This is a genomic window from Ochrobactrum sp. MYb379 (genome assembly GCF_037479515.1).
Classification (GTDB): domain Bacteria; phylum Pseudomonadota; class Alphaproteobacteria; order Rhizobiales; family Rhizobiaceae; genus Brucella.
The window spans coordinates 1-25,378 of the sequence record NZ_JBBGYW010000017.1 but is presented as its reverse complement, the minus strand read 5'-3'; the positions used below and the strand labels follow the sequence as shown (position 1 = coordinate 25,378).

The window sequence follows — 25,378 nt, the reverse complement described above, 5'->3', positions numbered from 1 at the left end:
TTCTCTTCTGTACTGGCCTTTACGTGAATGTGAATTTAGAGTGAGAGACGCTAGGAAAATATGGCGACTGGTACAGTTAAGTTTTTCAACAATGATAAGGGTTTCGGCTTTATTACGCCTGAAAATGGTGGTGCGGACGTGTTCGTTCACATCTCAGCCGTTGCTTTTGGGGGCGCTCTTCAGGACGGACAAAAAGTCAGCTATGATATCGGACAAGACCGCAAAACTGGCAAGTCCAAGGCTGAAAACGTTAGCGTTCTTTAAGCTAAATAAGGTCCCAGGATTAGGCTGAAAAAAATATTCGTCCCATGTGACTTCTCACCACTCACAATTCATATGGGGCGGAACAATCCAATTAGTTTTTGTTCAGTCAATGCGAAATGTTTTCTGATCCTTTCAGAGACTGAATTCTCACTTCCGCCTTATTATTTCACCTGCATGGAGGAAGCCATCCATCGCAGCTATATAAGATCAGCTGATGCTGACGTTCAAACTGCAGCTCTTTTGACACAAGCTTATTCGCCAGTTTCTCTCCAAAAACATTGACCTGATGCAGGTAAGCAAGGCGCGGTTGTCTGCTTATGTCGATGCCCGGAGTGGGAGCGGTTGTTGCTCGGAGCTACCGGTCCGCCATTGATGATCCTTCTCGTTTCACATCATCAAAGAAAGTCGGGCCATGGGTCGGAGTGACGCCATCTCGCAATCAATCCGGCGAACTCGACGTTTCGGGTAGCATTACCTAAGCTGGCGACGTCAACTTACGCCATGCGTTGTGTCAGGCCGCGACGGTCATGATACATAGTGGTCGTTCAACATGGTTGAGAACATGGCCTGCACAAGTTGCCCGCCGCCGTGGCACGAAGCGCGCGGTGGTTGCTTTGGCGGGTCGTATCAGCGTTATCCTTCATCGAATGTGGGTCGATAATACCGACTTTCGGTCAGATGATGCTTTGTCGCATAAGATTTAAAGAAACGTTGCAACCTTTGCGTGCCTGATTGCAGGCTGTCGAAGTCCCCCAAGGGATGTGGTTCCGATGATGCCGGGGTCAGGACTGTGGCCGAGGAAAGTCGAGCACGCCTATGAGATGGGCACATCGAGATTACATTTGAACCAGCATCATATTGGCAGCCAATTGCGCTGACCACGGACCGAAGCATGTAACCGGGTTGACTTCACACTAGGACAGCAGCGCAAACAGGAATGTCAAAACTACAAATATAATCGAGGCCGCAGCTATGCGGGTGCGATCGGTTGTCAAAAAATGCTTGACATGAATTGCCCCGTTACCGAAGTCCTGAGCCTTCTGTATTTAGCATCTGCTAAACTGCGCCCATCACTGCCCCTGGTCAGGGGCAGTGATGGGGTGGTGCGCGACGTCTGAGCCTTGTGGCTTGACCACGTTTCCTAGCATGTCGGCACCGCCTCTCTTCATCGTCTCGGACAGTTGATTGCGGACATTGAGTACCGCGCACCAGAAGGAAGAGAGCATGGATAATCTATCACACGGCCGCATCATCGGCATAGACGTTAGCCGGGACTGGCTAGATCTTCATTGCCTGCCTGATGGGCTTCAATGCCGAATACCAAATATTCCAGAAGGGCACACTGCTGTCGCGGATCTTGCTCATGATCGAGATGCGGTCGTTTGCTTTGAATCTACCGGTGGACAGGAATGGCAGCTCTGGGCAAAGCTTGAAGCAGAAAGTGTCGTCGCCCGCCAAGTGCCTCCCGCTCAGGTGAAGGCATTTGCGCAAAGCCGCGGCACACGCGCCAAGACTGACAGGATCGATGCAGAACTCATCGCGCGGTTCTTTGCTTTCCGACCCGATGCGGGTCGCAGTCTTCCTGCAGAAAAGCTCAGATTTCTCAGAGCATTGACCTCGAAGCGTACCCAGATGGTGGAGATGCGAAAACGCCTTCTTGCCCAGATCCGTGCGCATCAGAAACTTGGCACAGCTGAGATGTTTGACTGCATCGAAACCGAACTAAAGGTTAGGCTCGGCAGCCTGATCAAAGAGCTTGAGGACAGGATCGTAGCCGCCATATCCAGTGACGATTTGCTGTCCGAGACCGTTAGCGTTCTGCGCTCCATACCCGGAATCGGTCCAGTGGCAAGTACAATGCTGGTCGCTGAAATGCCAGAGCTTGGCACCATCACCGGCGAACAAGCTGCAGCTCTTGTAGGTTTGGCTCCAGTTGCGCATGACAGTGGAACCCTGCGCGGAAAACGGTCTATTGCAGGCGGTCGTCGTGCCTTGAGGCATGTGATGTTCAAAGCCGCTCTGGTCGCTGCGCATCACAACCCGACCATGAAGGTCTTCGCGGATCGTTTGCGAAAAGCCGGGAAACCGCACAAGGTTATCCTCACAGCCGTTGCCCGAAAATTGGTTACCCTGGCTAACGCATTGTGTAAAAAACGTCAAAAATGGGTGCTTCCGAAACCATGAGAGATACAGTTGCGAGGACCGGAGTAAGCGAGACAACTTTGGGAAGGCCTCTTACCCATTCCAGAGGGATTACCACCTGTATCAATACCAATGGGTAATTTGTTGACCTTCAGAAGGCTCCTTTGCTGACGCGGAATTTTTTGAGTTCAGCCATTAATCCTGGAAAATCAACGGGCTGTCCTTCTCCAAAGCCGAAATAGGCCTTTTTGTAGAACTCATATAACTTTTCATAGCCAGCGACATGAGTAGCTCGTGGATAGAAAACACGCGCTTCGGGTGCCATAGCTTTTTGCGCTGTCTGAATGTCCGAGTAAAATCCGGCCGCGACCGCCGCGAAGATGCAGGAGCCGGTGCCGACCGGTGAAACAGAAGGAACATAGACATCCTTGTTTAGAACATCGGCATAAATTTGATTGAGAACATCGTTCTTCTGCGGAATACCACCCGCATTCACGATACGATTTGGTTGCAACCCCCCCTCACACATGCGATCAATAATGATACGCACATGCAAGGCCATTCCTTCAATGGCAGCATGTAGCTCGTCCCGGGCGTCGTGATTAAGGTCCCAACCCAGCGTCACGCCAGACAAATCGGAGCGGACCAGTACGGTGCGGTCGCCATTGTCCCAGTTCAGGCGCAACAGTCCCGTCTGGCACGGTGCGAAATCTTCAATACCTTTAGCAAGCGTTGCAACATCACTCGCTGCACGCTTTGCAATGGCACTAAATACATCGCCAGTGGCTGACTGGCCTGCTTCGATGCCCGCGTAGCCAGGCACCACACTGTCCGCTGCAACACCACATAATCCCTCAACGGGATTAAAATCGGCCGGTCCCATCGAGATGATACAGGTTGAAGTACCGATAACGTTTACAACATCACCTGGTTGCCCGCCGGAGCCAATCGCATCCCAATGCGCATCGAGAGCACCGATGGGGATAGGGATGCCTGCGGAAAGCCCTAGCTTGTCAGCCCATTCTTCGCTCAGATAACCAGCAATAGCATCGGATGCGAGATAACGACCTGCCATATTGTCGAGGATGCCATCAAACAGTGGGTCGACGCGGCTGAAAAACGCCTGTGGCGGAAACCCGCCCCAGCGGCTGCCATACATCCATTTATGCCCGGCGCCGCAGAGGCTTCGGGGGAGTTCATTGCGCTCTGTGATGCCGCACAGTGTTGCTGCTATCATGTCGCAATGCTCAAGTGCTGTATAGAACTCAGCGCGCTTTTCGGGATTGTGTCGGAGGAAATGAAGAACCTTGGCAAAGCCCCATTCATGGGAGTATGTTCCGCCGCACCAGCGCAAGGCTTCAAGCTCCTCAGCCTGCCCCAGTCGTGTGATTTCGCGTGCCTCTTCATGGGCCTGATGATCGCACCACAGATAGTAATCTGCCAGCGGACGTAGCTTATCGTCAACCATGACAACGCTCGACCCGGTGGTATCAATGGCCAGTGCCCGGACGTCACTGCCAGGGATGCCTGCCTTCTGCAAAGCGTCATGCATGGCAGAGACAAGCCCCCTCATATGATCATCATGCGATTGAGCACCCATGAGTGGTGCCGCTGCACTGCGCTTTAGCTCATAACCAGCGCTGGCCCCCGCAAGTACAGAACCATTATCGCTGTCCATCAAAGTTACACGCACACTCAATGTGCCAAAATCGACTCCAGCGACAATTGCCATCACATGTTCTCCCGAATGTTAAGAGTGGTCAGTTTGTATGACCGTTGTTTAAAAGAATAAAGTTTGCCTTAATCCGGCTCACTGACCGTAAGTCCTGGCTGGACCGTGTTTGCGCTTGTAATGGCGATCAAGCAAAGCTTGCGAAACAGGTTCTGCGTCAGGATTAAGTGACAGAATATGCCATGCCATGCGGGCCACTTCTTCTAGAATAATGGCATTCCAAAGAGCTTCATACGGTGTTGCTCCCCACACGAAAGGTCCATGCCCTGCAACAAGCACTGCGGGAATGGCTAGAGGATCAGTGTCTGCAAATGTCTCAATGATGACCTTGCCTGTTTCAAGAACGTAGTCACGCTCAATTTCCGCATCCGTCAGCGGACGTGTTACTGGAATGGTGCCGTAAAAATAATCGGCATGCGTCGTACCAAGCGGCGGAATTCCCTTATGCGCCTGTGCCATGATGGTCGCATAGGTCGAATGGGTATGAATAACAGCGCCAATGCCTTTAAACGCGCGATAAAGGGCAGCGTGCGTGGCGAGGTCGGATGATGGCTTCATCTTGTTATCAAGCACCGCGCCATTGATGTCGCAAAGTACTAGATCTTCGGCCTTGAGATGATCGTAATTGACACCGCTCGGCTTGATGACAATCTGGCCGCTTTCGCGGTCGATACCGCTTGCATTGCCGAAAGTTGACAGGACGAGTCCATGTTCAACTGTGCCCAGATTAGCGTCCAGAACAGCCTGCCGAAGCGCGCTATGTGTCATTTTCTATTTCCTGAATAAACATGCCCAAAGCGCAAAGGGTTTCGCGCTTTGGATATTATCGTGAGCTTTTAGAAGATTAACGAGCAGTCCAGCCAGTGTAATCTTTTACATTTTCACGTGTGATAAGAACTGGATCGATCAATACAGTGTCTTTTTCAGGCTTATTGCCTTTGAAAAATTCGTAGCCCATGCGGAAGGCCTGGCCAGCCATGCTGTATGGATCCTGCGAAGACGTTGCACGGATCAGGCTCGATTCATTGTTGAGGGCAACTTCAGTATCCGGAGCACCATCAACACCGGTGATGATGAATTCCGAACGCCCCTGCTGACGCGCAGCAAGATCAGCACCCTGAGCCATAGGATCGTTCAGCGCAAAAATACCATCGATTTTGTCGAAGCGTGTCAGCAGTGACTGAGCTGTGTTCAGACCACCATCACGCGATGCGCCACCGTTTTGATCTTCGGACAGAATTTTGATGCCTTCATTGGCTTCAAAAACGGTCTTACAACCCTTGTAGCGGTCCTGGAGTGACGAAGAGCCTGGGCCGTTGATGATGATAACATCGCCCTTACCATTCAACTGGTCAACGATGTACTGGCAAGCCTTCTGACCAGCTGCAACATTGTCAGTCATGACAGTGACGTCCGAACCGGGTGCCGAAACGTCAAAAGATGCCACAACAACACCCGCATCTTTAGCGCGCTTGACTGCTGGTGCAATCGCGTTCTGATCAACAGCGTTCAGCATGATCATGTCAACGCCTGCTGCGATGAAGCTGTCGATTTGCGAGCTCTGCTTGTTCAGCTCATAGTCTGCTGAAACGGAAGTGATTTTCACATCCGGATTCACCTTACGTGCTTCTGCTTCAATGCCCTTGATTGCAGCTACGAAGAAAGGATTGCCAAGAAGGCCAACGGAAATGCCAATGCTTTCCAGATCCTTTGCACTGACAGTCGAAGCTGTCATGCACAATACACTTGCGCAGGCGATGAGTTTTGCAAATTTCATATTTCCTCCTCCTCGGAGTTTTCTAGGTAATGGGTGTTCGTTCGATAGTTACTGTTTGCACTTACGTGCGCGCACCGCCTTGCAGGCGAAGCCGATCAAGCGCCACAGCGGCGATGATGACGAGACCCTTGATGATGTACTGCCAGATGTCAGACACACCGACGAGGATAAGACCGTTTGAAAGAACTGCGATGATAAGCGCACCAATCAGCGTTCCCCAGATGGAGCCAACACCGCCAACAAATGAGGTGCCGCCGAGAATAACCGCTGCAATCGCGTCGAGTTCATATGACGTACCCAACTGCAGACCATTCGCCGCATAAAGACGCGCAGCTGACATAACGCCGCCAAGCCCGGCATAAAGGCCCGAAATTCCATATACGAACAGAAGAACGAGAGAAACCCTGATGCCTGTTAGGCGCGCAGCATCCGGGTTACCGCCTGTCGCATAAATCCAGGTTCCAAGCACAGTGCGACGCAAAATGAACCAGGAGATTACGACGACTGCCAGCGCGATAATTGCAAGCATTGGCATTCCTAAAATTTTGCCATTGCCTAAAAATTCGAAAGCGAGTTCAGCGTTGAATACGGTTGTATCCTGTCCAAGCAAACGCGCTACACCGCGCGCAGCTGTGAGTGTACCCAAAGTTACAATGAATGGCGGCAACCGGAGAAATGCAATCAACGCACCGTTTATCAGTCCCCAGCCAAGTCCCATCGCAAGTGCGCCCGGCACACCGAGCCAGCCAAGGTCGGGAAAAAGCGACAAAATCATCGCCGTCATTGCTGAAACAGCCAAAATTGAGCCAACCGAGAGATCAATGCCACCCGTCAGGATAACAAATGTCATGCCCGCAGCCAAAACGGTGTTGATTGAGGCCTGCTGCAACACAATCGAAAGATTGTTAACGCTCATGAAGCGGCCGCTCATGAACTCAAAACCGATGGCAAGCAAGATCAGAACCGGCAGCATACCAAGAATGCTCACCATGGCTCGGACATTTGCTTTCTGGGCGGCGGCGTTAGGGGTTGAACTGCTCATTTGAAGGTCTTTCCTATTGCATTCGAGCGGATAAAACTCAGGCTGAATTTACAGCGATCGCTCATCTGACTGTTTTTTGCAGAGTTACTTCCGACAACTACTGGCGTTTCAAGCCTTTGTTTTGGACCCTGATCCCGTGGATAGAGCCATTATCTTTTCCTGAGTAATCGGCTCCTCCGCCGTCGCGGTAATCTCGCCGGTTATTACACCTTCATGCATGACCATGACTCGATCAGATGTACCGATAATTTCTGCAAGTTCGGATGAAATCAGAATGACGCTCACGCCAGACGCCGCGAGGCTGTCTATAAGTTTATAAATTTCAGATTTCGCACCAACATCGACACCGCGGGTCGGTTCATCGAGAATGACAACATCCGGACCTGTTTCAAGCAGACGCGCAATCAATACCTTCTGCTGATTACCGCCAGAAAGTCCGCCGACGTTTTTGCTTGCAGAAGGGGTTTTTACACCCAGCTTTTTGATCGCTTCGGCAGCGCGCTGTGCCGCACGTGCAAAATTCAGAAGACCTCCGGGACAAGCATCTTTTGCCACAACGCCGATATTCACATTTTCAGAAATCGACATATCCAGGAAAAGACCCAGTTTTTTACGATCTTCCGTAAGATAGGCAATGCCAGCGTCCAGCGCCTGACGCGGGCTTGCCATATCGACAACACGTCCATTTAGCGTGATACGACCGGATTTCTTGGGATCAGCACCGAAAATCAACCGAGCCATTTCGGTACGGCCCGATCCGACCAGGCCTGCTACGCCCAGAACTTCGCCACGATATAGATCAAAGCTGATGCCCTTAACCATGCGATTGTCGGAAAGGTTCTCGACCCTCAGTACCGGCTCGCCGGAGCGGTCAACCTCGCTATGGGCTTTTTTATAGAAACTGGCGATGTCGCGACCGACCATCATCGAAATGAGCTTCGGCGCATCGATGTCATTGCGTTCAAGGGTGCCGACATAAACGCCATCACGCAGCACCGAACACCGATCAGACAACGCATAAATTTCTTCCATGCGGTGACTGATATAGATGATTGCAATGCCTTCGGACTTCAACTGTGCGATGACATCAAACAGTCGCTCGGTTTCACGCGATGACAACGATGTGGTTGGCTCATCCATCACGATAAGACGCGCGTTGGTGGTTAACGCCCGGGCAATTTCCACCATTTGTCGCTCGCCGAGCGAAAGCTCGCTTACCTTTGTGCGTGAATTGAACCGCACATTCAGTCGATCAAGAATGATCTGCGCACGCTCAAGGCTTGCGCGGCGATTGACAATGCCAGCACTAGAGATTTCGCGGCCAAGAAACATGTTCTCGCCAACCGTCAGATTGGGCGCAAGCGACAGTTCCTGATAGATAACCGCTACCTCGCCTTTCGCCTCCTGACGCGGAACCCCTTTGACCAGAATTGTTCCGCCTGGATCAGCCTTATAAGCACCGGACAGTACCTTCATCAGGGTAGATTTTCCGGCGCCGTTTTCACCCATAAGCGCATGAACTTCGCCTGCTCGCACATCGAGATTAACATCCCGAAGAGCCTTCACTGCACCAAAAGTTTTGGAAATATTATGCATTTCCAGAACAGTCGAACCGCTTTGCGGCGCAGATGCATCATGAACGGCTGTAAGCTGAGCGACTTGTTGCATTGGCTTCTCACTCATTGTCATTGTCTGAAGAGGCAATTGTGTAACTGATCCCATACTCATCCAGCGTTTTTGCATTGCGGTCTGTGAGACCATCATCCGTGATGATGCGGGTTATATTGGCTGCAGGAATGGCTACGGGTAGCGTATCGATTTCAAACTTGCGGCTGTCTGCGAGCAGGATCACTTCAGTCGCATTACGGCTCAGATAAGCTGACTGATGGATAAGCAAGGGATTCTGTTCCAGTGCCCCCAACGGAGAAACACCGAGCGCGCCAACAAAGAATTGCGCTGCGAAGAACGTGGCCTGTCCGGCATCCGGCGAATAAAGAATACCGGGATCTTTATGGAATTCGCCACCGCCGACCTGCAACTGGCAGGTCCCATTTTCATAAAGATAAGATGCAAGCGGCATAGATTGCGTGAAGACAAATACGTTACGGCGCGCAATCTCACAACCAAATGCAAAACATGTTGATCCGCCGTGAACAATAATGCGGCTGCCATCGACGACGAGCCGCGCCGCTTCACGGGCAATTGCTTTTTTAGCTCTGACAGCAATATCACGGTTTTCAGAGAAGCCTAGGGAGAAGGCTTCGAAGCCGGTTCCACTTGCTTCATTGGCTGTCGCACCGCCATAGACTTTACGTAATTTGCCCAGCCGATGCAGCTTATCAATATCGCGTCTAATCGTTGCTGACGAAACATGCAAAGCATCCTGAAGTTCGCGCACACTCACAAAGGGGCGATCTTTCAGATATCCAGATATCAAATTGTGACGATCAGAATCGTTCACTGGTTGCTCCTCCTGCTTCAAGAAAATCACAATCATTGCAAATCAATGATTTACCTGACGCAAAACTCTACCCTTATGAGCGAAGTCGCTCATTCCTCGAGCGGTTTTTATCATGTTATGGCAAATCCGCAAGCTGGTTTATTAGACTGCCGTTCTATTAAAAAATTTGTGGTTCGCTGGAATGAAAAGACAATAACTACGTTGGTTATGCTTAAATAGGTGAGGATTCCGCAAAACTCATTACTGATGACCACGCGCTCGGTACAATCATTGGTTTTAATAGGCTTCTTGAACAGCTGGCTGATGTCGCTAAGGCCAAAGCTAGTGAGCAAAAAAGTCTGGAAGCAGCCGAAAAGTCAGAGCGAGATGCCGTCGCCCGTCAAGCTTCCCGAGATCGAAGGGCTGAAGAAGCTCATGTTCGTAAAATCGCGACGATTAGAAATGGAATGGCCGCGATTCCAGCACCGAAGCCAGAGCCGCTCAGGGTCCTTTATCTCACGACAAATCCAGAGATGCTTTCCGGCGGGGCCCTCAGAACGGATGCCGAGGTACGTAACGTTCAAAACGAATTGCGAGGTACCCGATATCGTGACAGCGTGGTCGTGAGCCACCTGCCCGCCGCGACGTTTGAAGATATGCTCAATGGGATGAACGATATCAGGCCTCATGTTGTGCATTTTTCCGGCCATGGTGGCGGATCCGGGGTGCTGTTCGACAATGGAAAGTTAATTGTCCAGCCGGAGTCGGTGTCGGATATCGTCAGTTAACCAATTTCCTCGCGGCAACGGATGCCCCCCAAGGCTTCTCGTTCTCAATGCATGCGACACATTGAATGGCGCGGATGAACTTTTGAGCGCTGTACCAGTGGTCGTGGCAATGTCGGACAAGATCACCGACACCGCAGCAGTCGTATTCGCGACGAAATTCTACTCTGCAATCGCAAACGCACAATCGATTGGCAGCGCAATAAAGCAGGCGCGTGCAATGCTGTCTATGCTTGCATCGGCGGAAGATCACCTACCGGAGTACGTTTCTCGCGACGGTATCGAACGTGGACGATCTCGTTCTGGTAACACCCGTGTGATGCCCCCTCCTATCATCTACCAAGGCCAGGCATTCTCCCGTTACGCTGTGGGTTGACCTGGCAGCTCTCCTACTGAATGGGTGATGTATTGCCTCAATAGGCAAATGGTGCTGTCCGCGCCTGAGCAGGGGCATCGAAATGCGGTCCTCCGCCCTTCGTGGCTATCCACACAATTTCTCAATACAGATAATGGCATTAAGAGAAAGTTTTCTTTATGTTCGCATAATGCGGGTGATTTGCTGACTTCATGTCAGATATATTCCCAGGGAATTTGCTAAGCGGAGCATGAACATGCAAACTGAATTCGACAGTCTTCTTCAGCAATCCGGGCTGTCAGTTGCAGACGCTGCAGAGATTCTCGGCTATTCTGAGGGGCATATCTATCGCTGGAGACGCGGCGAGGAAACCCCACGAAAAGCGGTTGTGAATGTTTTACGCAGCGAGGCGGAAAAACGTCGTCAGCCACCGGGCGATAGTTCGTTCACCTTCATCGATCTTTTTGCAGGTATTGGCGGATTACGGCGCGCGATGGAAAGTGTGGGCGGGCGCTGTGTGTTCACATCAGAATGGGACAAGTATGCCCAGAAGACATATCATGCCAATTACCGTGATAACCGACCGATTGCTGGCGACATTCGGGAAGTGACAGCTGATGAGGTGCCTGACCATGATGTGCTGGTAGCAGGCTTTCCATGCCAGCCCTTCTCGATTGCGGGCGTTTCCAAGAAAAATGCTCTGGGCCGCGCGCACGGGTTTGATGATGAAACGCAGGGCACGCTGTTTTTTGATGTATTGCGTATTCTCAAGCATCATCGTCCGTCAGCATTTCTTCTGGAGAATGTGAAGAACCTGAAAAGCCACGATAAAGGCCGGACATTCAGCGTGATCCGGCGTAAACTCGAAGCAGAGCTTGGCTATTCAATCCATACCTGCGTGATCGATGCAGGGCATTTTGTGCCACAGCACAGGGAGCGCATTGTCATTGTCGGCTTCCGGACACCGGTCGATTTCAGCTTTGATGCACTTGAACTGCCTGCTTATGGCGCAAAGCGGCTTAATTCAATTTTGCATCCGGAAGATGGCAGCGAAAAGCCGGAAGCTGAGTTCACAGTGGGAACCTCTGCTGAGGTCAATAAAAAATACATCCTCACAGACAAACTCTGGCAATATCTCCAGGACTATGCTGCCAAGCACAAAGCAAAGGGCAATGGCTTTGGTTTTGGTCTTGTTGGCCCTGAAAACATCGCGCGCACGCTTTCAGCCCGCTATTATAAGGATGGATCAGAAATTCTCATCAGCCGTGGCAAAGGCAAAAGCCCGCGCCGGCTGACACCGCGTGAATGTGCGCGTCTTATGGGATATAATGATGACTTCCGCATACCTGTGTCTGACACACAGGCCTATAAGCAGTTCGGCAACTCGGTCGCTGTTCCGGTCTTTGCCGAGGTTGCACGGATTATGCAGCCCTATATTCTGGATCTTATTGCGGAAAGCAGAACACCGGCACGTAAGGTTGGCTGACGTTCATGACAAAGCGACGCGCAGCCGCAATATGGCTGCGATACGCGCGGCCAACACAAAGCCGGAACTGATTATCCGTAAAGGATTGCATGCCAGCGGGTTCCGCTATCGCCTGCATGCGAAGGAATTACCCGGTAAACCAGATCTTGTACTGGCAAAATATCGCGCAGTCGTATTCATCAATGGATGTTTCTGGCACGGACATGATTGCCATTTGTTTCATTGGCCTGCCACACGCGAAGAGTTCTGGCATACCAAGATCGGTGGCAATGTCGCCCGTGATGAGCGCAATCTTACAGAACTGAGAAATGCTGATTGGCGGATTGCGGTCATCTGGGAATGCGCGCTGAAGGGAAAGACCCGCAGATCAACCGCTGAAGTGATTGACACTCTCAGCCGGTGGCTTTTGACTGAAGGCAGGGAATTGCAGATTCACGGTATACAGATTTAGGCGGATAATTGGGGCGGATTGAGAGTGGCTGGACGGGGTTATTTATCAGGGTATTTTATCGGTGCTGGTGCAAAGGTGCTTCGCGGTACCGAGGTTGATCCGACTATCTCAAACGGGCATGAGTTTCAGGGGGTTGATATATTTCGGGCCTTTGTTGGCACACCGGATGAGAAAGAAAAAATCCCCCTCACCTATATCTGGATGGATGACGAACAGGACGAACCGCTGCGACTGGAACTGACCGGCACATGGTACAACAGCCGTAAGAGACAAACCCATCGCGCACCGGAATATCGTCTGTTTTACCCCGCAGCCGCGGAAAGTGTTGTCTACCGCGCAAAAGCTGGCGATACACTCTTCCTTTGCATGACAGCCGAGCGCAAAGTCCTTGCAATCCTTTGTCCTTCAGAAAGCTCTATCGAGCAGAAGCTTTTGTGGTTGTTCGGACTGCAACTCACCACCGATTTCAAACTCTCGCAGCAGGATATCAGCAATGATGGCGGGCGTGACATCGATCTTGCTGCAAAGTTTATTCTGGATGAGCTGGGCATTGAAACGGAAGAACCCGAACCCGATGCGCTCAGTCTGCTGATTACCCGATTTGGCAACATATTTCCCGGAACAGCGAAGTTTTCTGAATTCGCCCGTAAAACACTCAAAGAGGTAGATCCGCTTGCGGATCCTGACACTGCGCTGACCGCATGGATGGAGCATGAGGAAGCGCTGTTCCGTCACATGGAGCGCGTTGTCGTGGCAGAGCGACTGAAAGCAGGCTTCCTGCAAAACGGTGATGCAGACGTTGATGGCTTTCTGTCGTTTTCATTGAGTGTTCAGAACCGGCGTAAGTCACGCGCCGGCTATGCATTTGCTCATCACGTGGAAGCAATACTGAAAGCACACAAGGTTGCCTACAAACGCGAAGCAACCACCGAAAAACGCAATGCAGCAGATTTTCTGTTTCCGGATGAAGCGTCCTATGCCAATCCCACCTTCCCCGCAGAGAACCTTCGCATGCTGGCGGTCAAGACAACCTGTAAAGACCGCTGGCGACAGGTGCTGGCTGAAGCGAACAGGATTCCAGAAAAACATCTCCTGACCCTTGAGCCATCAATCTCCAGAACTCAGACCAGTGAGATGCAGGCGCAGTCCCTGCAACTCGTCCTGCCAAAAAGCATTCACACCACCTATCATACCGATCAGCAGGAATGGCTGATGAATATCGGGGAGTTTCTTGGCCTGGTGAAAGACTCATAAGGCCTCGCATATGGTCTCTCTAACAAATCAGTTTATTTTTCGAAGCCCGGAGGTCAAACTATGGACGAGCTAAAAGCCATCGCAACACGTTTCAGGCGCGCCATCGAAGAAACTGATCGCGGCAATTTTCCCATTCAGTTCAAAAAATTTCCTGCAGGTGCCTGTGGCGATACATCGTTGTTGCTTGGTTTCTATTTGAAGAAACAGGGAGCGGGCGCTTGGGATTATGTAAGCGGAATGCGGGGCGAAGGAGATGGCAGACACTCCCATGCATGGATAAAACAGGGCGACATCATCATTGATATCACGGCCGACCAGTTTGACGAGATCGAAACCCCAGTGATCGTAACAAACGCTTCAGCATGGCATAACAGCTTCGATAGTAAAATACTGCATGAAGCGGATTTTCATGTCTATGATCAAGCCACTATTATTATGCTCAGTTCAGCCTATGCAAATATCCTGGATACGCTGGACCATTAGCGCCGATTAAGACAGCTGGCTCATTCGTCTTATATGATTTGGCCAGTCTCTATCCAGAATACCAGTCAAGAATCTGGGCGCTAAAACTTGAAGAGAACCGAGCCGTCAACCCAGTCATACAAGCCGCTGTGTGTTGCGGTGTTCTCCCAATCCGGCCAACAACTTGCACTATCGGATAGCAGATACGCAGAGCGTACCATGATATCGTCAGAGCTCTTGCCTGACGAGTTCATAATATCGAAAAGGCAGACGGTCAACCAGATCCGCGGCTCGGTTTTAGAACGGAATGTTGTCGGTTAGCACCTACGTTAGCTCCCGAGTTGCACTTGGCAGCAAAGGGATATTTGTCACCACGAACAAGTTCAAAATGTCTTCGCGGTCATTGAAAAATATCTGCGCACGCTTGCTCTGATCAAGTTTGCCACCAAGCCAGTTCCTAGCCTGCTTGGTAATCTCCCCGCCGGCAATGATGAACGCATGATCCACGAGCACGCGGCGATTGAGTTCGTGGTCGAATATCTCATGACCGAGCATCATCAGTGTTTGATTGTGTATCTCGGCAACGTTCGCATTTCCCGTGTTTGTGACGCCCGATGAGTCAATCTTCCCCTTCTTGGCTTGGATCCCGAAGTATATGACGTGCATCGTAGGCAAGGTGAAACGCATCCATACGTCCTTGCCGTATTCTAAAGCTTTGTCAGCATGGCCTGTAGCGGTGATGCGATGGTAGCCTAGCTGTCTGAACATCGGCAGCAACACCTCCGCGATAAGTTGATCGTCGGAACATTTGTCGAGATACTCCGCCAATTGAGTGCGGGGTCTTAGGTCCGTTCTATCATCTCACCACTTTACTGGTCGGCGTCTTTCAGCGGTGGTGGAGAGATTTCTCAGCAGGCTGATTGTGGCTATTACGTGCCGCGTTTAGGCATCACGCGTCTCTAAAAAGCTAAGCTGACATCAATGTCCATGTGAAATGGCTTTTTCGAACGCTTCCTCGACGATTTTCAGTGTAAGAGCGAAGTGATTGTAGGCGATGCGGTAAGCTCTCTCGCTGTCTTGCGCTACGATGCTTTCCACCAGCGCAGTATGTTCGTCACGGGCGAGCTGGAGATAGTGCGCTGGATATGGCTCCGCGCCGAAACCCATCGTTGCCCGCGCGCTCAGTTGTCCGGAGAGTGCAGCAAGTTGCTCGTTGCCGGCCATATCCGTGATCTGTTGATGAAGGTCAACGTCGATCCTTCGGGCCTTTGCAGGATCGTCCGCAGCGAGAAATTTTTCCAGAATTTCGGTGAGCTTTTGCGCTTGGGCTGGTGAGCGCCGTTCCGCTGCGGTTCGTGCCTCCAACGCCGCGACCAAACAACGAAAATCCACGAAGGCTGCAAGGCGCGGGATTTCTTCTCGAAGCAGGCGCTGCATTGTATCCGTAGCTTGCGGATCGACTTGCCCATCGGTGACGAAGGTTCCGCCGGTGCGTCCACGCTTGGAGACGAGCAGGCCTCTTTCACGCACGATCTCGAGCGCGCCCCTGACAGTGACGCGGCTGACACCCTGCCAGTCGGCGAGTTCCCGCTCGGATGGCAATTGTTCGCCCGACGAGTATGACCCGATAGCAATGGCCGTTATTATCCGGTCGGCGAGTTCCTGCTTTGCTGTCGTGGTTTTGATTGCGCCGCCCGGTTGCTTCAACACATCTAATTCGCTATGGCCAGTCTCTTCATCGGGCATCTGCCAGTTTGCCTTTCGTATGTGTGCACTATCACCCTGACGGATTCGGCGCGGGAGAGTTCGCGGATTACTTACCTTATATAAGAAGCGTCGACTCGAACAAAAGGCAACCTACTGGATAGCTCGATGCCGGAACACTTAATCCGGCATCTTTTTGCAAATTGATGTGAGCCTCAGGCGGCTGCCTGCCCTTTGCTCGCCAGTCGACCAGATGCGCGCAAGACGAAGGCGACAACAACGCCCACAAGCATCCAGATACTGCCTAGGACCTGTGCGTTAACATCGGCGTGCCACAGCGCGTAGGCGAGGATAATGGTTCCCAGAACAGGTGATACCCAGTGCAGCAAAAGTCTCGAACTGCGATCGATGAGCGCAAACCGGTAAAATACCGCAATGTTGAGCAGGATATAGGCCGTTAGGGCACCGAAGGTCACCAGCGTGGTTAGGAGCCCTTGATGCTCTGCGCCGAAAATACCTATGGCAAGCGAAAGAACCGCGATCAACAAGGTGGCGTTGCGCGGCACATTGTTCGTTTGGCTTACAGTCGAGAGCATACCCGGAAGCTGGCGGTCGCGTGCCATACTGAAAACAAGACGAGACGATGTCGCCATCGATGCGATTGAATTAGCGAAGATTGCGATCAGCGCCGATGTCAGCGTGACGAGGATGCGAAGCCAGTCGCCGCCTACCTGTCCTGCTATATTGTAGAAGGCGTTGTTGGTCGCGTCGCCCTCCGCAAAGACAGTGCCCGGCTGCACGTAAAGCGATGCAAGATAGACCTGCAGCATGAAGAGGACTGTTACGGCGACGAGCACAATCATCGTTGCCTTTGAAACGGCTTCGCCGCCACCCTTCGCTTCTTCGTTGAGGGTCGAGATCGCGTCGAAGCCTACGAAGCTAAGAGCGGCGATTGGGATCGCCCCGAATACAATGGCCCATGAGAAGACACCGCTATTGAAGAACGGCGTAAACGACAGGGAGACCGCCCCTCTGGCGAGGTCAATGCTTACGGCGAAGACGAAAATCATGAGCACGACAAGCTGGATACCGAGAAATATCTTGTTCATCGTGGCCGTGACACTTATGCCGCCGAGATTGATAGCGGCCGCAAGGCTGACGAAAACGGCAATCCATACCCATGCAGGCACCACCGGCCACAGCCCGGTCATCGCGCTCGCTGCGAAGACAGAGAGCAGAGCTGGAAGAAGTAGGTAGTCGAGCAGGATCGCCCAGCCCGCGAGATACCCGAAATAGCTGTTTATGCCGAAGCGGACATAAGAATAAACCGAACCTGCAATGGGATAGCGCTTCGCCATTTCCTTGTAACAGAGTGCGCTGAATAACATGGCGACCGCCGCGACGAGATAGACCAGCGCGGTCATCCCCAATGAAAAATTCGAGATGAACCCGAAGACCGCAACCGGCGCCATCGGAACCATGTAAATTAATCCGTAAGTCACTACGTCGGCGAGCGACATGGTGCGCTTGAGTTCCTGCTGATAGCCCAGCGTTTCGAGCGTGTTGACCGGAACCGAACGTTCCGCATTTCCTTCCAGTGTTTGCATTGTTGTGAGTTCCCCTAGTGTGTTTTAAGCATTCTTCTCGTCGTTCTTCCGCAGGAAGGCGCTGACGACCTGGAAGAATTCGGCGGGAGTTTCAAGATGCGGCGTATGGCTCGCGTCGCGGAAGACATGGTGCTCCACTGATGGAAGAAGCTTGACGAAAGGCTCCCAAGAAACGGGTGTGGCTTCGTCGAATTCACCTGCCAGCACGAGGGACGGCACCTTGATCTCAGACAGCCGGTTTACGACGGACCAATCCTTTAGCGTTCCGGTTGCAGAAAACTCACTTGGGCCGACCATTGTATGGTAGACGGTGGGGTCTTCCGCTAACAGTGCGAAGCTGCTCTCCAGCGGATCTGGATATGGCTCCATTCGGCACAGGTGGCGCTTATAAAAGACATCGACAGCTTTCTTATATGCCTCGGAGTCGGTCGTTCCCGCAGCCTCATGCTCGCGGATGACAGACTGGACCTCGGCGGGGAGTTGCGAAAGCAACTCTTCCGTTCCCTGCGTCCACAGTGGCATAGCGGCGGGTGAATCCGCGAGGATCATGCTCCGAACGCCCTCGGGATGACATAGCACATATTCCGGGCCAAGCATTCCGCCCCAAGACTGTCCCAAGAGATGGTAGCCACCTGACAGACCGAGGTGATCGATGAGATTTTTTAGCTCTGCGACGAAAAGCTTAACATTCCAGAAGTCTACAGGCGCATCGGGCAAGCGACTGCTGCGACCACAGCCGATCTGATCGTAATGAATGACGGCGCGCCCGTCGTTGCACAGGGCGGCCATTGGCAGACAATAATCATGGGGGATGCCGGGTCCGCCATGAAGGATTACAAGCGGAGGCAGGTCTGAGCGGCCTGCGCGCGGCTTCGTGACACGTGCCCAAGTCCCATGTGTCCCGAAGGGAATAATGTGCTGCGTTACGTCGTAACGCATTGTTGCTGTGTCCAAGTTAGTTCCCCTCATTTTGGCTAGATGTCGTTGCTACTAAAGGTAATAGAGTAATACCTTATATGAAAAAGGAATTATGTTAATACCTTTTTTTGATTTCCATGCCATAAGCTTCTCGAAACTCGTTGGAGGGTGATTTCGTGTTAATGCGGTCGAAAAGCGATTAGGTTTCGAGAGCTTGTTTCTCGTCGCAACTGACAATGTTAGTCACATGAGCTTTATGCAGAAATCGCTTCAGCTGCTGATCGTCGCGACTCCGATGATTAAGTGGGACGTCGACCAGATGGAATGCAAAGACCGCTGGTTGACATTTGTGGCCATCGGAAACCAGCTTGCCAATTTAGCGTCGGATTTCGATCCGCGAAACTGTGGCTTCGGCAAAATCGCCGCGTTCGAGCTCGAACAGCTTAAAGGTAAGCCGCTTCGTATCCAGGCCAAACAGACTATGTGAAAGAAGAAGCATCTATTACAGGACGGAATGCTTTCGGTTGAATTATAGCCGCTCAACACTTCGCCCCAATCGGTCTGACGTTGCATTGCAGCGCCCGGCATGCCAAACGCGCCAGCGAGTTTTATTGAGCTGTTATTGGAGACCAAGGGCCAAATATAACAATGCCAAAGAAGACAGTTCGCGACGCTGCGTATTACGAAGATCGTTTAAAGCGTGATTTTCCAATTATCTATGCCGATCTACAGGCTGGAAAATATCGAACTGTCACTGATGCTGCGTTTGCCGCAGGTCTGAAGACCAAGCGCACTCGCTTGCACGAGATGAAAAATGCTTGGGAGAAGGCTAGTTCTCACGAACGACGCGAGTTTGTAAGCTGGTTGCACAGTGAGCATGGTATTATCGCCCAACATGCGCCTACACTGAATGGGATGCCTCCACCGATTGCTGTAGGTCGACGTCTCCTGCCTTGGGCAAAGTCACGAATAGAGGCTATTATGCTAATTCGGGGTATGAAAATGAGGCATGTGATGAGTGAGATCGGCGCTAAACCTCTCAATAACTCGGTTTCAGGCGCATTATTTAACAATACTACACTTAAGCCACAAATTTTGACTGCATTAGAGTTGTGGCTTGATAAGAACAAGAATGTTTAATGTGTAGATTGGCCTACTGTGATTTTCTCAAATAGTCATCAACCTCTTCTTGAAAGTAATTCAAGTCACGATTAATGCCCCTTTCGACTGTATACTTATACCGATCTTTAAGCGCTTCGGAGCATTCTAGGCCACCGAGTTGCGCATCGGTTTCATATGCTTTCTGTAGGGCGCGTCTAGCCGAACTAATATCAATCTCCTCGACCTGACTGATGATGGCCAGCAACCTTTTCCGGTATGCACGGTGATCGTCTTCGGGCAAGCCACAAGAGTTCACGCCATTTGAGGTGATCGTGAGAGGACGTGCCTTGAACGTGGCCCTTGATTGCACGCAAACGCTAAGCTGAGAGAGGATAGCCCAACAAGTAAGCCGTATATGGCGCAAGTATTTGATCTAACATAAGAAAATGGCGGGCCATGCCCGACGAAGATGAGCACTATGTCTACGCTATAGCCCTCTAACGCCGCACGGCGGGCGACCAGCGCTAACCGGCGCAGTTTGTCAGCGCGTTTCGGGCGTTTTGTAAATGGCCGGGTCCGGAGTCAGAGGCCAGTTGCTTCCGGTCCAGATACAGCAAGAGCGGACCCGGAACATTCTCCAGCACTTGTTAGGATAAATCTCGAACAATCAGCGCTGGTACCACATGCGCCACAGCAACTCGTCGTGGCGAATGAAGTGGTGATAGAGCGCAGCCCCCACATGGGCGAGGAGCAGAGCGATCAGGAGGTTGGCTCCAATGCCATGCGGAATACGCGGCGGATACTGAAGGAAGTTCGGTAGCTCGACGGCCGTACCGCTAAAGATGGAACGACCTGCGCCGCTCAACACGATCATGCCGATTCCGCTGGCGACCATTCCAAGGATCACGACATAGAAGAGCAGATGCACGGCGCGGGCGAGCCATTCCTGCCACGCTGGCGATCCCTGTACCGGCAGCGGCTTCTTGTCGAGGAAGAACCACCAGGCGATGCGACCCAGGGTCAGCAGGAAAATAACGATCGCTGCGGGAATATGGACGCGAAGCAATGCGGCCTTGGTGGCGGGGTCCATGCTGCCGCCGGCACGGAAGCCGGTGATAATCGCCATCAGGATCAGTATTGCGGTCAGCCAGTGGATCGTGACGGGCACCGCACCATAGCGGCTAGGGTTGTTTTTCAGCATCCAACTCTCCTTCGAGTTTGTTTCGCAGCGTCGCCACGACGCGATGCGCTGTTTTGATGTCTTCAACCGAAAGGCCCTCGGCCAGCGCATCGACCCTAGGGTTGTAGGCGTTGATCGCGGCGTCGTAAGCGCGGCGCCCCTTGTCGGTCAGCACGACGAGATGCGCCCTTTTGTGGTGAGGGTTGGGCTCGTACACCACGATCCCCTCCTGATGCAGATCGTTGACGATGCGCTGCACATTTTGCCGATTGGCCCCTAGATCGCGAGCAATCCAGGCTACGGGCTGTGGTCGTTCCGAGAGAACGATCGCGCCCAGAACCTGCCAGCGGGCACTGGTTAACCCAAAGGGTGCGACGAGCCTGTCGCCCCAGAGCAGTGTCAGGTTGTTCGCCCTGAACATGGTCAGGATCAGGTCGGTCAAGGCTTCGCCTTTTTTGTTTCGGGTCATTTCGCTCATTCGTTACCATCTAGCTAGATTGACATCATAATGTCAAATATATGTGTTCTTATCGTATCGAAGTGACATTATGCATACAACGCATAGGAGCGAGACATGTCCCTCATGAAGTCCTTGGACGAGAAGTTCCCCATCGAGCGCCAACTGGCCGTCGAAGCCGCGCCAGTCGTGCTCATCAACCTCTTCACGCTTGATGTAGCCGATGAAAGGCGGTTCCTCGATGCGTGGAAGGACGACGCCGAGTTCATGAAGCGCCAGCCTGGCTTCATCTCGACGCAGCTCCATCACGCCATCGGCGAAAGCCCGACCTACCTGAACTATGCGGTGTGGGACTCGACCGAGGCGTTCCGCGGGGCGTTCACCCATCCCGAGTTCATCGCCAAGCTCGCAGCCTACCCGTCCACTGCCGTCGCCAGCCCGCACCTGTTCCAGAAGGTTGGCGTCGCTGGCATCTGCACGGCGTGATCGACGGGCGCCGCCTCACACCAGACGTCCGGATCATCTTCCGGTGAAAGAAAATACCATGCCAAGGATCATCCATCCCGTTGCCGGCCTGATCGCCCTCCTGACGATCGCGACCTTCTGGTTCTCGACCGTGATCTCCGAACTCTTCCTGTCGGAAGCAGCCGTGGTCGCAGTGAAGACTACGCTCCCCTGGGGCTTCCTGCTGCTCGTACCGGCGCTCGCCGCGGCGGGTGGCTCGGGGTTCTTCCTATCCTACGGGCAGCGTACGGGACTGGTTGGCGCGAAGCTGAAACGCATGCCCTTCATTGCCGCGAACGGTCTGCTGATCCTGATCCCGGCGGCGCTGTTTCTCGCGTCAAAGGCACGTGCGGGAGAGTTCGATACGGTCTTCTATGTGGTGCAGGCCGTCGAACTAATCGCCGGCGCGACCAACCTCACGCTTCTCGGCCTCGGCATGCGCGATGGCATGAAGCTCACGCAATGGCGGCGCGGAAGCTTTCTTCGGCCCGCCTCAACCGACAAGACGACCCTTGCCGGCAAGGAAGAGATCGCGCGCGGCACCGTCGCCTTCCGCCTGAAAAAGCCCGAGGGTTTTTCCTTCACCGCCGGCCAAGCCGTTTATGTGACGCTGCCCGGCCAGAAGGAGACTGACAGCAAGGGCCGGGTCCGTACCTTCTCGCTCGCCAGCGCGCCGCAGGAACCGGAACTGCTGATCTCAACGCGCATGACCGATACTGCCTTCAAGCATTCCCTTGCTGCCCTGCCTGCCGGATCACCTGTCGGGATCGAAGGACCGTATGGCGATCTGACGCTTGATGGCAACACCAAGCCCGTGGTCTTCCTTGCAGGCGGCATCGGCATCACGCCCTTCCGCAGTATGATCGTCTATGCGGTTGGACGTGGGCTGAACCGCGATGTCACGCTCATTTACAGCAACCGCAGCGCGACGGATGCAGCTTTCCTGTCCGAGCTGGAGCAGCTTGCGAGCGACAATCCCCGGTTCAAGCTGGTGGTGACGATGACCGATGCAGCCGACTGGCAGGGCGAGCGTGGTTACATCACCCGCGAGATGATCGAGCGGCACGCCGGAGACATCACCAAGCCGGTGTTTTACCTTGCCGGCCCACCGTCGATGGCCGCAGCCATGGAAGCCTTGCTGCTGGAGGCTGGTGTCAGGCCCGGGAACATTCGTGCGGAGATGTTTACCGGATATTGAGGCCCCAATGTGCCGGTTCTCGTCCGCTCGAAGCGTGGAGCCGGCATGGTTGGGTAGCCATCGTTGCGCCCACGAGATCGAGCGCGCGGTGGAGCGCGACGCAAGAGTTCCTCGCGCGCGATATAACCCGCAAGGTCATGTTCAGCGATCTCAAGCTTGCCATTCGCGCCGAATACATCCGCGCCGTTGACTGCCGGATGTGTCTATCGGCGCCGTTTGCGTAGGTATCGCGCAGAATATCGCGCCATAGCGGAGAATCGGCGGGGCTGGCGGGCCGCGCCCGACGATGATGAGCACTACATCTACGCTATAGCCCTCTAATGCCGCACGGCGCCCATTTCAATTGCCACGACGACCGTGTCACTGGCCTTGAAGATTCCTCTCATCTGATAGGCCTTCCAAGTTTTCCATGGTTGCGAGAGGCTGCGTCTTTGCTTTTCAGAGCGTCCTTGAAAAAATTGTGCCGTGCGGCTATATTACTGGAAATATCCAGGAGGTAGCCATGGGCAGCTCGCAAAAACGTGCCATTCAAAACTATCGATCTCGCTTGAGCGAGCGCGGACTGGCGCGCTTCGAAGTGCTGGCCCGAGATGCGGATCGCGATCTTATACGGTCCCTGGCTCGTCGCTTGGCAGAAGACGGTCCAGAGGCGTCGCGCCTCCGTGCGGCAGTCACCCAGACCATTGATGGCGAGCCGCCGAAGAAGGGTGGGATTCTGGCTGCGCTGCGACGGTCCCCTCTCGTGGGCGCGGACCTCGATCTCGTCCGTGTCCGTGAACAAGGGCGAGACGTCGAAATCTGATGCGCTACCTGCTCGACACCAACATCATCAGCGACATTGCGAAACCGGCACCGTCGGAATCCTTGCTCGCTTGGATGAACGAGCAGAACGATGACGACCTTTTCATCGCCTCGCTGACCGTGGCCGAAATCCGCCGAGGGGTTCTGGAAAAGCCGGCTGGCAAACGCCGCGATCAGCTTGAGGCATGGTTCGCTGGGCCGGAGGGGCCGCAGGCGCTGTTCGCTGGCCGCATACTTCCCTTCGACGAAAACGCCGGCCTGATCTGGGCGCGCCTGATGGCGCAAGGGAAATCGCAGGGTCGGCCCCGCAGCGCGCTCGACACGATCATCGCCGCCGTCGCCGAAGCCCAAGGATGCACCGTCGTCACCGATAATGAAAAGGACTTCGCGGGCGTCGAAATCATCAATCCGATGCGAGGTCCAGTATGACTGCGTCGACCGAGGACGATCTTCAGAAGCTCGACGTAAAATACGCCAACGAAGGCGTTCATCTGCATCAACGCCCCTTTCGGGCAGTGATGGAATTGCTGGGCAGCGCCTTTGCCCTGGGGGTGGGAGGCAATCCCGAAGTCCAGAAGATCACGGCCGCATACGAAGCGATATTTCCCGAAACCAACGCGAGTTGGCCGGGAGCCGGTATCGGCCTCGCCGCGTCGGTCGATCGCGTTCGCAAGGTCACCTTACCCGTAGTCTTCGGCACATGCGCCATCGAGACTTGGCAAGCTACGGGATTCAAAAGCGCCGAAGAATGGTGGGATTGGTGCCGAAAGGACCATGACATTGGATCGCAATCATCCTTCGCTCTCGCTGATCTGCACGATTTTGCTTACGGCCTGAACGAGGTGCAACAAGGCTGTGCCGAGGCTTTGACGCTATGGCGGATGGCGCGGTCAAACCTGGAGGATGCAGCAAACACGTTACCGACAACTTTCAGCGTCGACTCGGTGATCCAGCCGATCTGCATGGTCGCTGAGCTGTCGTTGAAGGGAGCGTTGGTGTGGGATGGCACCGACCCGAAGAGTTTCAAGCGAAGAGACGGCCATAACCTCAAGATGCTTTCTGGCCGCGTGGCGACCGCGCGACCACACCGTGACGACCCGTTTATAGCTGAGGTGGCAGCGAACCTGCCGCCCTATGTCGATAGTCGATACAAACCTGCGGGACTGACACGTTTGGCGGTCGTTCGATTGGCGATGGGCGTTCAGTTCATCGCTGCCTCAACACTTCGACGGGTCACCAGCACCGATTTCGCTGCCGAGATGGAAACCGGCGGTTGGCCCGCGCCCCGTCGGCCATTTTTTCCAGATGTCGGCAAAACATAAGCCTTTCAATTACAACTACAATTAAAGTGAAAAACATTTGGGAGGAAAAGAGACGCCGCCTGTTCAGTGTCTGCAACGATCAGCCTCCAGCTCCGGGAGGTTGCTAAGATATGTTTATTGAACGGGTAAGTTTGACTAATTTCCGGTGCTTCGGCTCCGAGACGACGACGATCGAACTGACCTCTGGCCTTACCACGTTCGTTGGCGTCAACGGCGCGGGCAAGACTGCAGTGATGCAAGCGTTGCTACGCCTCTTCGGCATCACGGGCGATCACCGGCGGCTGCGTCGACAAGTGTGTTTCGGCGTGGAATATTGGGTCTGACTCATATTTGATGATTTCGCGGTCGAAACTGACGCGGTTATCAGAAAGGAATCAGCATCATGGCGACCCAGTT

Annotated in this window: 29 protein-coding genes; 17 read left to right on the top strand and 12 right to left on the bottom strand. The window is 53.3% G+C overall.

From position 1 onward, the window contains the following. The first annotated feature begins 60 nt into the window (after positions 1-60). From WH356_RS20650 to WH356_RS20640, 3 genes are all read left to right on the top strand, one after another. On the top strand, positions 61-264 hold the full coding sequence (locus WH356_RS20650; protein WP_339514195.1) for a cold-shock protein: 204 nt from the start codon (positions 61-63) through the stop codon (positions 262-264). 317 nt (positions 265-581) lie between these two features. Next, on the top strand, positions 582-743 hold the full coding sequence (locus WH356_RS20645; RefSeq protein WP_339514193.1) for a transposase: 162 nt from the start codon (positions 582-584) through the stop codon (positions 741-743). Between the two features lie 745 nt (positions 744-1,488). Beyond that, a complete protein-coding gene (locus WH356_RS20640; protein ID WP_339514191.1) occupies positions 1,489-2,448 on the top strand; it encodes an IS110 family transposase in 960 nt (319 codons plus the stop codon). A gap of 109 nt (positions 2,449-2,557) precedes the next feature. Here the strand turns inward: WH356_RS20640 and WH356_RS20635 are convergent, their stop codons facing one another. From WH356_RS20635 to WH356_RS20610, 6 genes are all read right to left on the bottom strand, one after another. Further along, the gene (locus tag WH356_RS20635; protein ID WP_339514189.1) at positions 2,558-4,138 is read right to left on the bottom strand and encodes a ribulokinase; all 1,581 of its coding nucleotides are present in this window, start codon (positions 4,136-4,138) and stop codon (positions 2,558-2,560) included. A 78-nt stretch (positions 4,139-4,216) separates the two neighbouring features. After that, positions 4,217-4,906, bottom strand: a complete 690-nt coding sequence (araD, locus tag WH356_RS20630; protein WP_339514187.1) for an L-ribulose-5-phosphate 4-epimerase AraD — start codon at positions 4,904-4,906, stop codon at positions 4,217-4,219. 76 nt (positions 4,907-4,982) lie between these two features. Next, a complete protein-coding gene (locus WH356_RS20625; RefSeq protein ID WP_339514185.1) occupies positions 4,983-5,915 on the bottom strand; it encodes an ABC transporter substrate-binding protein in 933 nt (310 codons plus the stop codon). A gap of 61 nt (positions 5,916-5,976) precedes the next feature. Next, the gene (locus WH356_RS20620) at positions 5,977-6,957 is read right to left on the bottom strand and encodes an ABC transporter permease subunit (RefSeq protein ID WP_339514184.1); all 981 of its coding nucleotides are present in this window, start codon (positions 6,955-6,957) and stop codon (positions 5,977-5,979) included. A 108-nt stretch (positions 6,958-7,065) separates the two neighbouring features. Then, a complete protein-coding gene (locus WH356_RS20615; protein ID WP_445253710.1) occupies positions 7,066-8,640 on the bottom strand; it encodes a sugar ABC transporter ATP-binding protein in 1,575 nt (524 codons plus the stop codon). Next, positions 8,633-9,418 carry a DeoR/GlpR family DNA-binding transcription regulator gene (locus WH356_RS20610; protein ID WP_339514182.1) on the bottom strand — a complete coding sequence of 262 codons (786 nt, stop codon included), beginning with the start codon at positions 9,416-9,418 and terminating at the stop codon, positions 8,633-8,635. Before WH356_RS20610 ends, WH356_RS20615 begins: the two co-directional genes overlap by 8 nt. Positions 9,419-9,864: 446 nt before the next feature. Between WH356_RS20610 and WH356_RS20605 the strand changes: the two genes are divergently transcribed. From WH356_RS20605 to WH356_RS20580, 6 genes are all read left to right on the top strand, one after another. Further along, positions 9,865-10,185 (top strand): hypothetical protein, encoded by a 321-nt coding sequence (locus tag WH356_RS20605; RefSeq protein ID WP_339514181.1) that lies wholly within the window; start codon positions 9,865-9,867, stop codon positions 10,183-10,185. Further along, positions 10,148-10,558, top strand: a complete 411-nt coding sequence (locus WH356_RS20600; protein ID WP_339514179.1) for a CHAT domain-containing protein — start codon at positions 10,148-10,150, stop codon at positions 10,556-10,558. Before WH356_RS20605 ends, WH356_RS20600 begins: the two co-directional genes overlap by 38 nt. 235 nt (positions 10,559-10,793) lie before the next feature. Next, positions 10,794-12,023, top strand: a complete 1,230-nt coding sequence (dcm, locus tag WH356_RS20595) for a DNA (cytosine-5-)-methyltransferase (protein ID WP_339514177.1) — start codon at positions 10,794-10,796, stop codon at positions 12,021-12,023. A gap of 31 nt (positions 12,024-12,054) precedes the next feature. Beyond that, positions 12,055-12,474, top strand: coding sequence for a very short patch repair endonuclease (locus tag WH356_RS20590; protein ID WP_339514175.1), 420 nt, complete (start codon positions 12,055-12,057; stop codon positions 12,472-12,474). A gap of 24 nt (positions 12,475-12,498) precedes the next feature. Beyond that, complete coding sequence (locus WH356_RS20585; RefSeq protein ID WP_339514173.1) at positions 12,499-13,728, top strand: type II restriction endonuclease; 1,230 nt, start codon at positions 12,499-12,501, stop codon at positions 13,726-13,728. Positions 13,729-13,788: 60 nt separating this feature from the next. Next, positions 13,789-14,211 (top strand): hypothetical protein, encoded by a 423-nt coding sequence (locus WH356_RS20580; protein ID WP_339514171.1) that lies wholly within the window; start codon positions 13,789-13,791, stop codon positions 14,209-14,211. Between the two features lie 303 nt (positions 14,212-14,514). Here WH356_RS20580 and WH356_RS20575 read toward each other — a convergent pair whose 3' ends face one another. The 4 genes from WH356_RS20575 to WH356_RS20560 all read right to left on the bottom strand — a co-directional run bounded on the left by WH356_RS20575 (position 14,515) and on the right by WH356_RS20560 (position 18,470). Then, entirely contained in the window at positions 14,515-15,018 is a 504-nt protein-coding gene (locus tag WH356_RS20575; protein ID WP_339514169.1) for a hypothetical protein, read from the bottom strand. Between the two features lie 150 nt (positions 15,019-15,168). Then, positions 15,169-15,936, bottom strand: a complete 768-nt coding sequence (locus WH356_RS20570) for a FadR/GntR family transcriptional regulator (RefSeq protein ID WP_339514167.1) — start codon at positions 15,934-15,936, stop codon at positions 15,169-15,171. 173 nt (positions 15,937-16,109) lie between these two features. Continuing rightward, positions 16,110-17,501: an APC family permease gene (locus tag WH356_RS20565; protein ID WP_339514165.1), complete on the bottom strand. Its 1,392-nt coding sequence runs from the start codon at positions 17,499-17,501 to the stop codon at positions 16,110-16,112. 24 nt (positions 17,502-17,525) lie between these two features. Beyond that, a complete protein-coding gene (locus WH356_RS20560) occupies positions 17,526-18,470 on the bottom strand; it encodes a proline iminopeptidase-family hydrolase (protein WP_339514163.1) in 945 nt (314 codons plus the stop codon). Positions 18,471-18,675: 205 nt separating this feature from the next. On the opposite strand from WH356_RS20560, the gene WH356_RS20555 reads away from it, so the two are divergent. Both WH356_RS20555 and WH356_RS20550 read left to right on the top strand, forming a co-directional pair. Further along, on the top strand, positions 18,676-18,906 hold the full coding sequence (locus tag WH356_RS20555) for an OST-HTH/LOTUS domain-containing protein (protein ID WP_339514161.1): 231 nt from the start codon (positions 18,676-18,678) through the stop codon (positions 18,904-18,906). A gap of 161 nt (positions 18,907-19,067) precedes the next feature. Next, on the top strand, positions 19,068-19,559 hold the full coding sequence (locus WH356_RS20550; protein ID WP_339514159.1) for a hypothetical protein: 492 nt from the start codon (positions 19,068-19,070) through the stop codon (positions 19,557-19,559). A gap of 628 nt (positions 19,560-20,187) precedes the next feature. On the opposite strand, the gene WH356_RS20545 is transcribed toward WH356_RS20550, so the two are convergent. Both WH356_RS20545 and WH356_RS20540 read right to left on the bottom strand, forming a co-directional pair. Further along, positions 20,188-20,721, bottom strand: coding sequence for a cytochrome b (locus WH356_RS20545; RefSeq protein WP_339514157.1), 534 nt, complete (start codon positions 20,719-20,721; stop codon positions 20,188-20,190). Next, the gene (locus tag WH356_RS20540) at positions 20,702-21,178 is read right to left on the bottom strand and encodes a MarR family winged helix-turn-helix transcriptional regulator (RefSeq protein WP_339514155.1); all 477 of its coding nucleotides are present in this window, start codon (positions 21,176-21,178) and stop codon (positions 20,702-20,704) included. The genes WH356_RS20545 and WH356_RS20540 overlap by 20 nt, the downstream gene beginning before the upstream one ends. Positions 21,179-21,274: 96 nt before the next feature. On the opposite strand from WH356_RS20540, the gene WH356_RS20535 reads away from it, so the two are divergent. The 6 genes from WH356_RS20535 to WH356_RS20505 all read left to right on the top strand — a co-directional run bounded on the left by WH356_RS20535 (position 21,275) and on the right by WH356_RS20505 (position 25,305). Then, a complete protein-coding gene (locus WH356_RS20535) occupies positions 21,275-21,643 on the top strand; it encodes an antibiotic biosynthesis monooxygenase family protein (RefSeq protein ID WP_339514153.1) in 369 nt (122 codons plus the stop codon). Between the two features lie 58 nt (positions 21,644-21,701). Then, positions 21,702-22,859 (top strand): ferredoxin--NADP reductase, encoded by a 1,158-nt coding sequence (locus WH356_RS20525; RefSeq protein ID WP_445253708.1) that lies wholly within the window; start codon positions 21,702-21,704, stop codon positions 22,857-22,859. A gap of 502 nt (positions 22,860-23,361) precedes the next feature. Continuing rightward, positions 23,362-23,661: a hypothetical protein gene (locus WH356_RS20520; protein ID WP_339514151.1), complete on the top strand. Its 300-nt coding sequence runs from the start codon at positions 23,362-23,364 to the stop codon at positions 23,659-23,661. Then, positions 23,661-24,089 carry a type II toxin-antitoxin system VapC family toxin gene (locus WH356_RS20515; RefSeq protein WP_339514149.1) on the top strand — a complete coding sequence of 143 codons (429 nt, stop codon included), beginning with the start codon at positions 23,661-23,663 and terminating at the stop codon, positions 24,087-24,089. The genes WH356_RS20520 and WH356_RS20515 overlap by 1 nt, the downstream gene beginning before the upstream one ends. Next, complete coding sequence (locus WH356_RS20510; protein ID WP_339514147.1) at positions 24,086-24,982, top strand: hypothetical protein; 897 nt, start codon at positions 24,086-24,088, stop codon at positions 24,980-24,982. Before WH356_RS20515 ends, WH356_RS20510 begins: the two co-directional genes overlap by 4 nt. A 110-nt stretch (positions 24,983-25,092) precedes the next feature. Then, on the top strand, positions 25,093-25,305 hold the full coding sequence (locus WH356_RS20505; RefSeq protein ID WP_339514145.1) for an AAA family ATPase: 213 nt from the start codon (positions 25,093-25,095) through the stop codon (positions 25,303-25,305). Positions 25,306-25,378: the final 73 nt, after the last annotated feature.

What these genes read in the sequence shown, in the direction of transcription:
- WH356_RS20650 (WP_339514195.1), top strand. Translation starts at nt 61, where the DNA reads ATGGCGACTGGTACAGTTAAGTTTTTCAACAATGATAAGGGTTTCGGC.
- WH356_RS20645 (WP_339514193.1), top strand. Translation starts at nt 582, where the DNA reads ATGTCGATGCCCGGAGTGGGAGCGGTTGTTGCTCGGAGCTACCGGTCC.
- WH356_RS20640 (WP_339514191.1), top strand. Translation starts at nt 1,489, where the DNA reads ATGGATAATCTATCACACGGCCGCATCATCGGCATAGACGTTAGCCGG.
- WH356_RS20635 (WP_339514189.1), bottom strand. Translation starts at nt 4,138, where the DNA reads ATGGCAATTGTCGCTGGAGTCGATTTTGGCACATTGAGTGTGCGTGTA.
- araD (WP_339514187.1), bottom strand. Translation starts at nt 4,906, where the DNA reads ATGACACATAGCGCGCTTCGGCAGGCTGTTCTGGACGCTAATCTGGGC.
- WH356_RS20625 (WP_339514185.1), bottom strand. Translation starts at nt 5,915, where the DNA reads ATGAAATTTGCAAAACTCATCGCCTGCGCAAGTGTATTGTGCATGACA.
- WH356_RS20620 (WP_339514184.1), bottom strand. Translation starts at nt 6,957, where the DNA reads ATGAGCAGTTCAACCCCTAACGCCGCCGCCCAGAAAGCAAATGTCCGA.
- WH356_RS20615 (WP_445253710.1), bottom strand. Translation starts at nt 8,640, where the DNA reads ATGAGTGAGAAGCCAATGCAACAAGTCGCTCAGCTTACAGCCGTTCAT.
- WH356_RS20605 (WP_339514181.1), top strand. Translation starts at nt 9,865, where the DNA reads ATGGCCGCGATTCCAGCACCGAAGCCAGAGCCGCTCAGGGTCCTTTAT.
- dcm (WP_339514177.1), top strand. Translation starts at nt 10,794, where the DNA reads ATGCAAACTGAATTCGACAGTCTTCTTCAGCAATCCGGGCTGTCAGTT.
- WH356_RS20590 (WP_339514175.1), top strand. Translation starts at nt 12,055, where the DNA reads ATGGCTGCGATACGCGCGGCCAACACAAAGCCGGAACTGATTATCCGT.
- WH356_RS20580 (WP_339514171.1), top strand. Translation starts at nt 13,789, where the DNA reads ATGGACGAGCTAAAAGCCATCGCAACACGTTTCAGGCGCGCCATCGAA.
- WH356_RS20570 (WP_339514167.1), bottom strand. Translation starts at nt 15,936, where the DNA reads ATGCCCGATGAAGAGACTGGCCATAGCGAATTAGATGTGTTGAAGCAA.
- WH356_RS20565 (WP_339514165.1), bottom strand. Translation starts at nt 17,501, where the DNA reads ATGCAAACACTGGAAGGAAATGCGGAACGTTCGGTTCCGGTCAACACG.
- WH356_RS20560 (WP_339514163.1), bottom strand. Translation starts at nt 18,470, where the DNA reads ATGAGGGGAACTAACTTGGACACAGCAACAATGCGTTACGACGTAACG.
- WH356_RS20555 (WP_339514161.1), top strand. Translation starts at nt 18,676, where the DNA reads ATGCAGAAATCGCTTCAGCTGCTGATCGTCGCGACTCCGATGATTAAG.
- WH356_RS20550 (WP_339514159.1), top strand. Translation starts at nt 19,068, where the DNA reads ATGCCAAAGAAGACAGTTCGCGACGCTGCGTATTACGAAGATCGTTTA.
- WH356_RS20545 (WP_339514157.1), bottom strand. Translation starts at nt 20,721, where the DNA reads ATGCTGAAAAACAACCCTAGCCGCTATGGTGCGGTGCCCGTCACGATC.
- WH356_RS20540 (WP_339514155.1), bottom strand. Translation starts at nt 21,178, where the DNA reads ATGAGCGAAATGACCCGAAACAAAAAAGGCGAAGCCTTGACCGACCTG.
- WH356_RS20535 (WP_339514153.1), top strand. Translation starts at nt 21,275, where the DNA reads ATGTCCCTCATGAAGTCCTTGGACGAGAAGTTCCCCATCGAGCGCCAA.
- WH356_RS20525 (WP_445253708.1), top strand. Translation starts at nt 21,702, where the DNA reads ATGCCAAGGATCATCCATCCCGTTGCCGGCCTGATCGCCCTCCTGACG.
- WH356_RS20520 (WP_339514151.1), top strand. Translation starts at nt 23,362, where the DNA reads ATGGGCAGCTCGCAAAAACGTGCCATTCAAAACTATCGATCTCGCTTG.
- WH356_RS20515 (WP_339514149.1), top strand. Translation starts at nt 23,661, where the DNA reads ATGCGCTACCTGCTCGACACCAACATCATCAGCGACATTGCGAAACCG.
- WH356_RS20510 (WP_339514147.1), top strand. Translation starts at nt 24,086, where the DNA reads ATGACTGCGTCGACCGAGGACGATCTTCAGAAGCTCGACGTAAAATAC.
- WH356_RS20505 (WP_339514145.1), top strand. Translation starts at nt 25,093, where the DNA reads ATGTTTATTGAACGGGTAAGTTTGACTAATTTCCGGTGCTTCGGCTCC.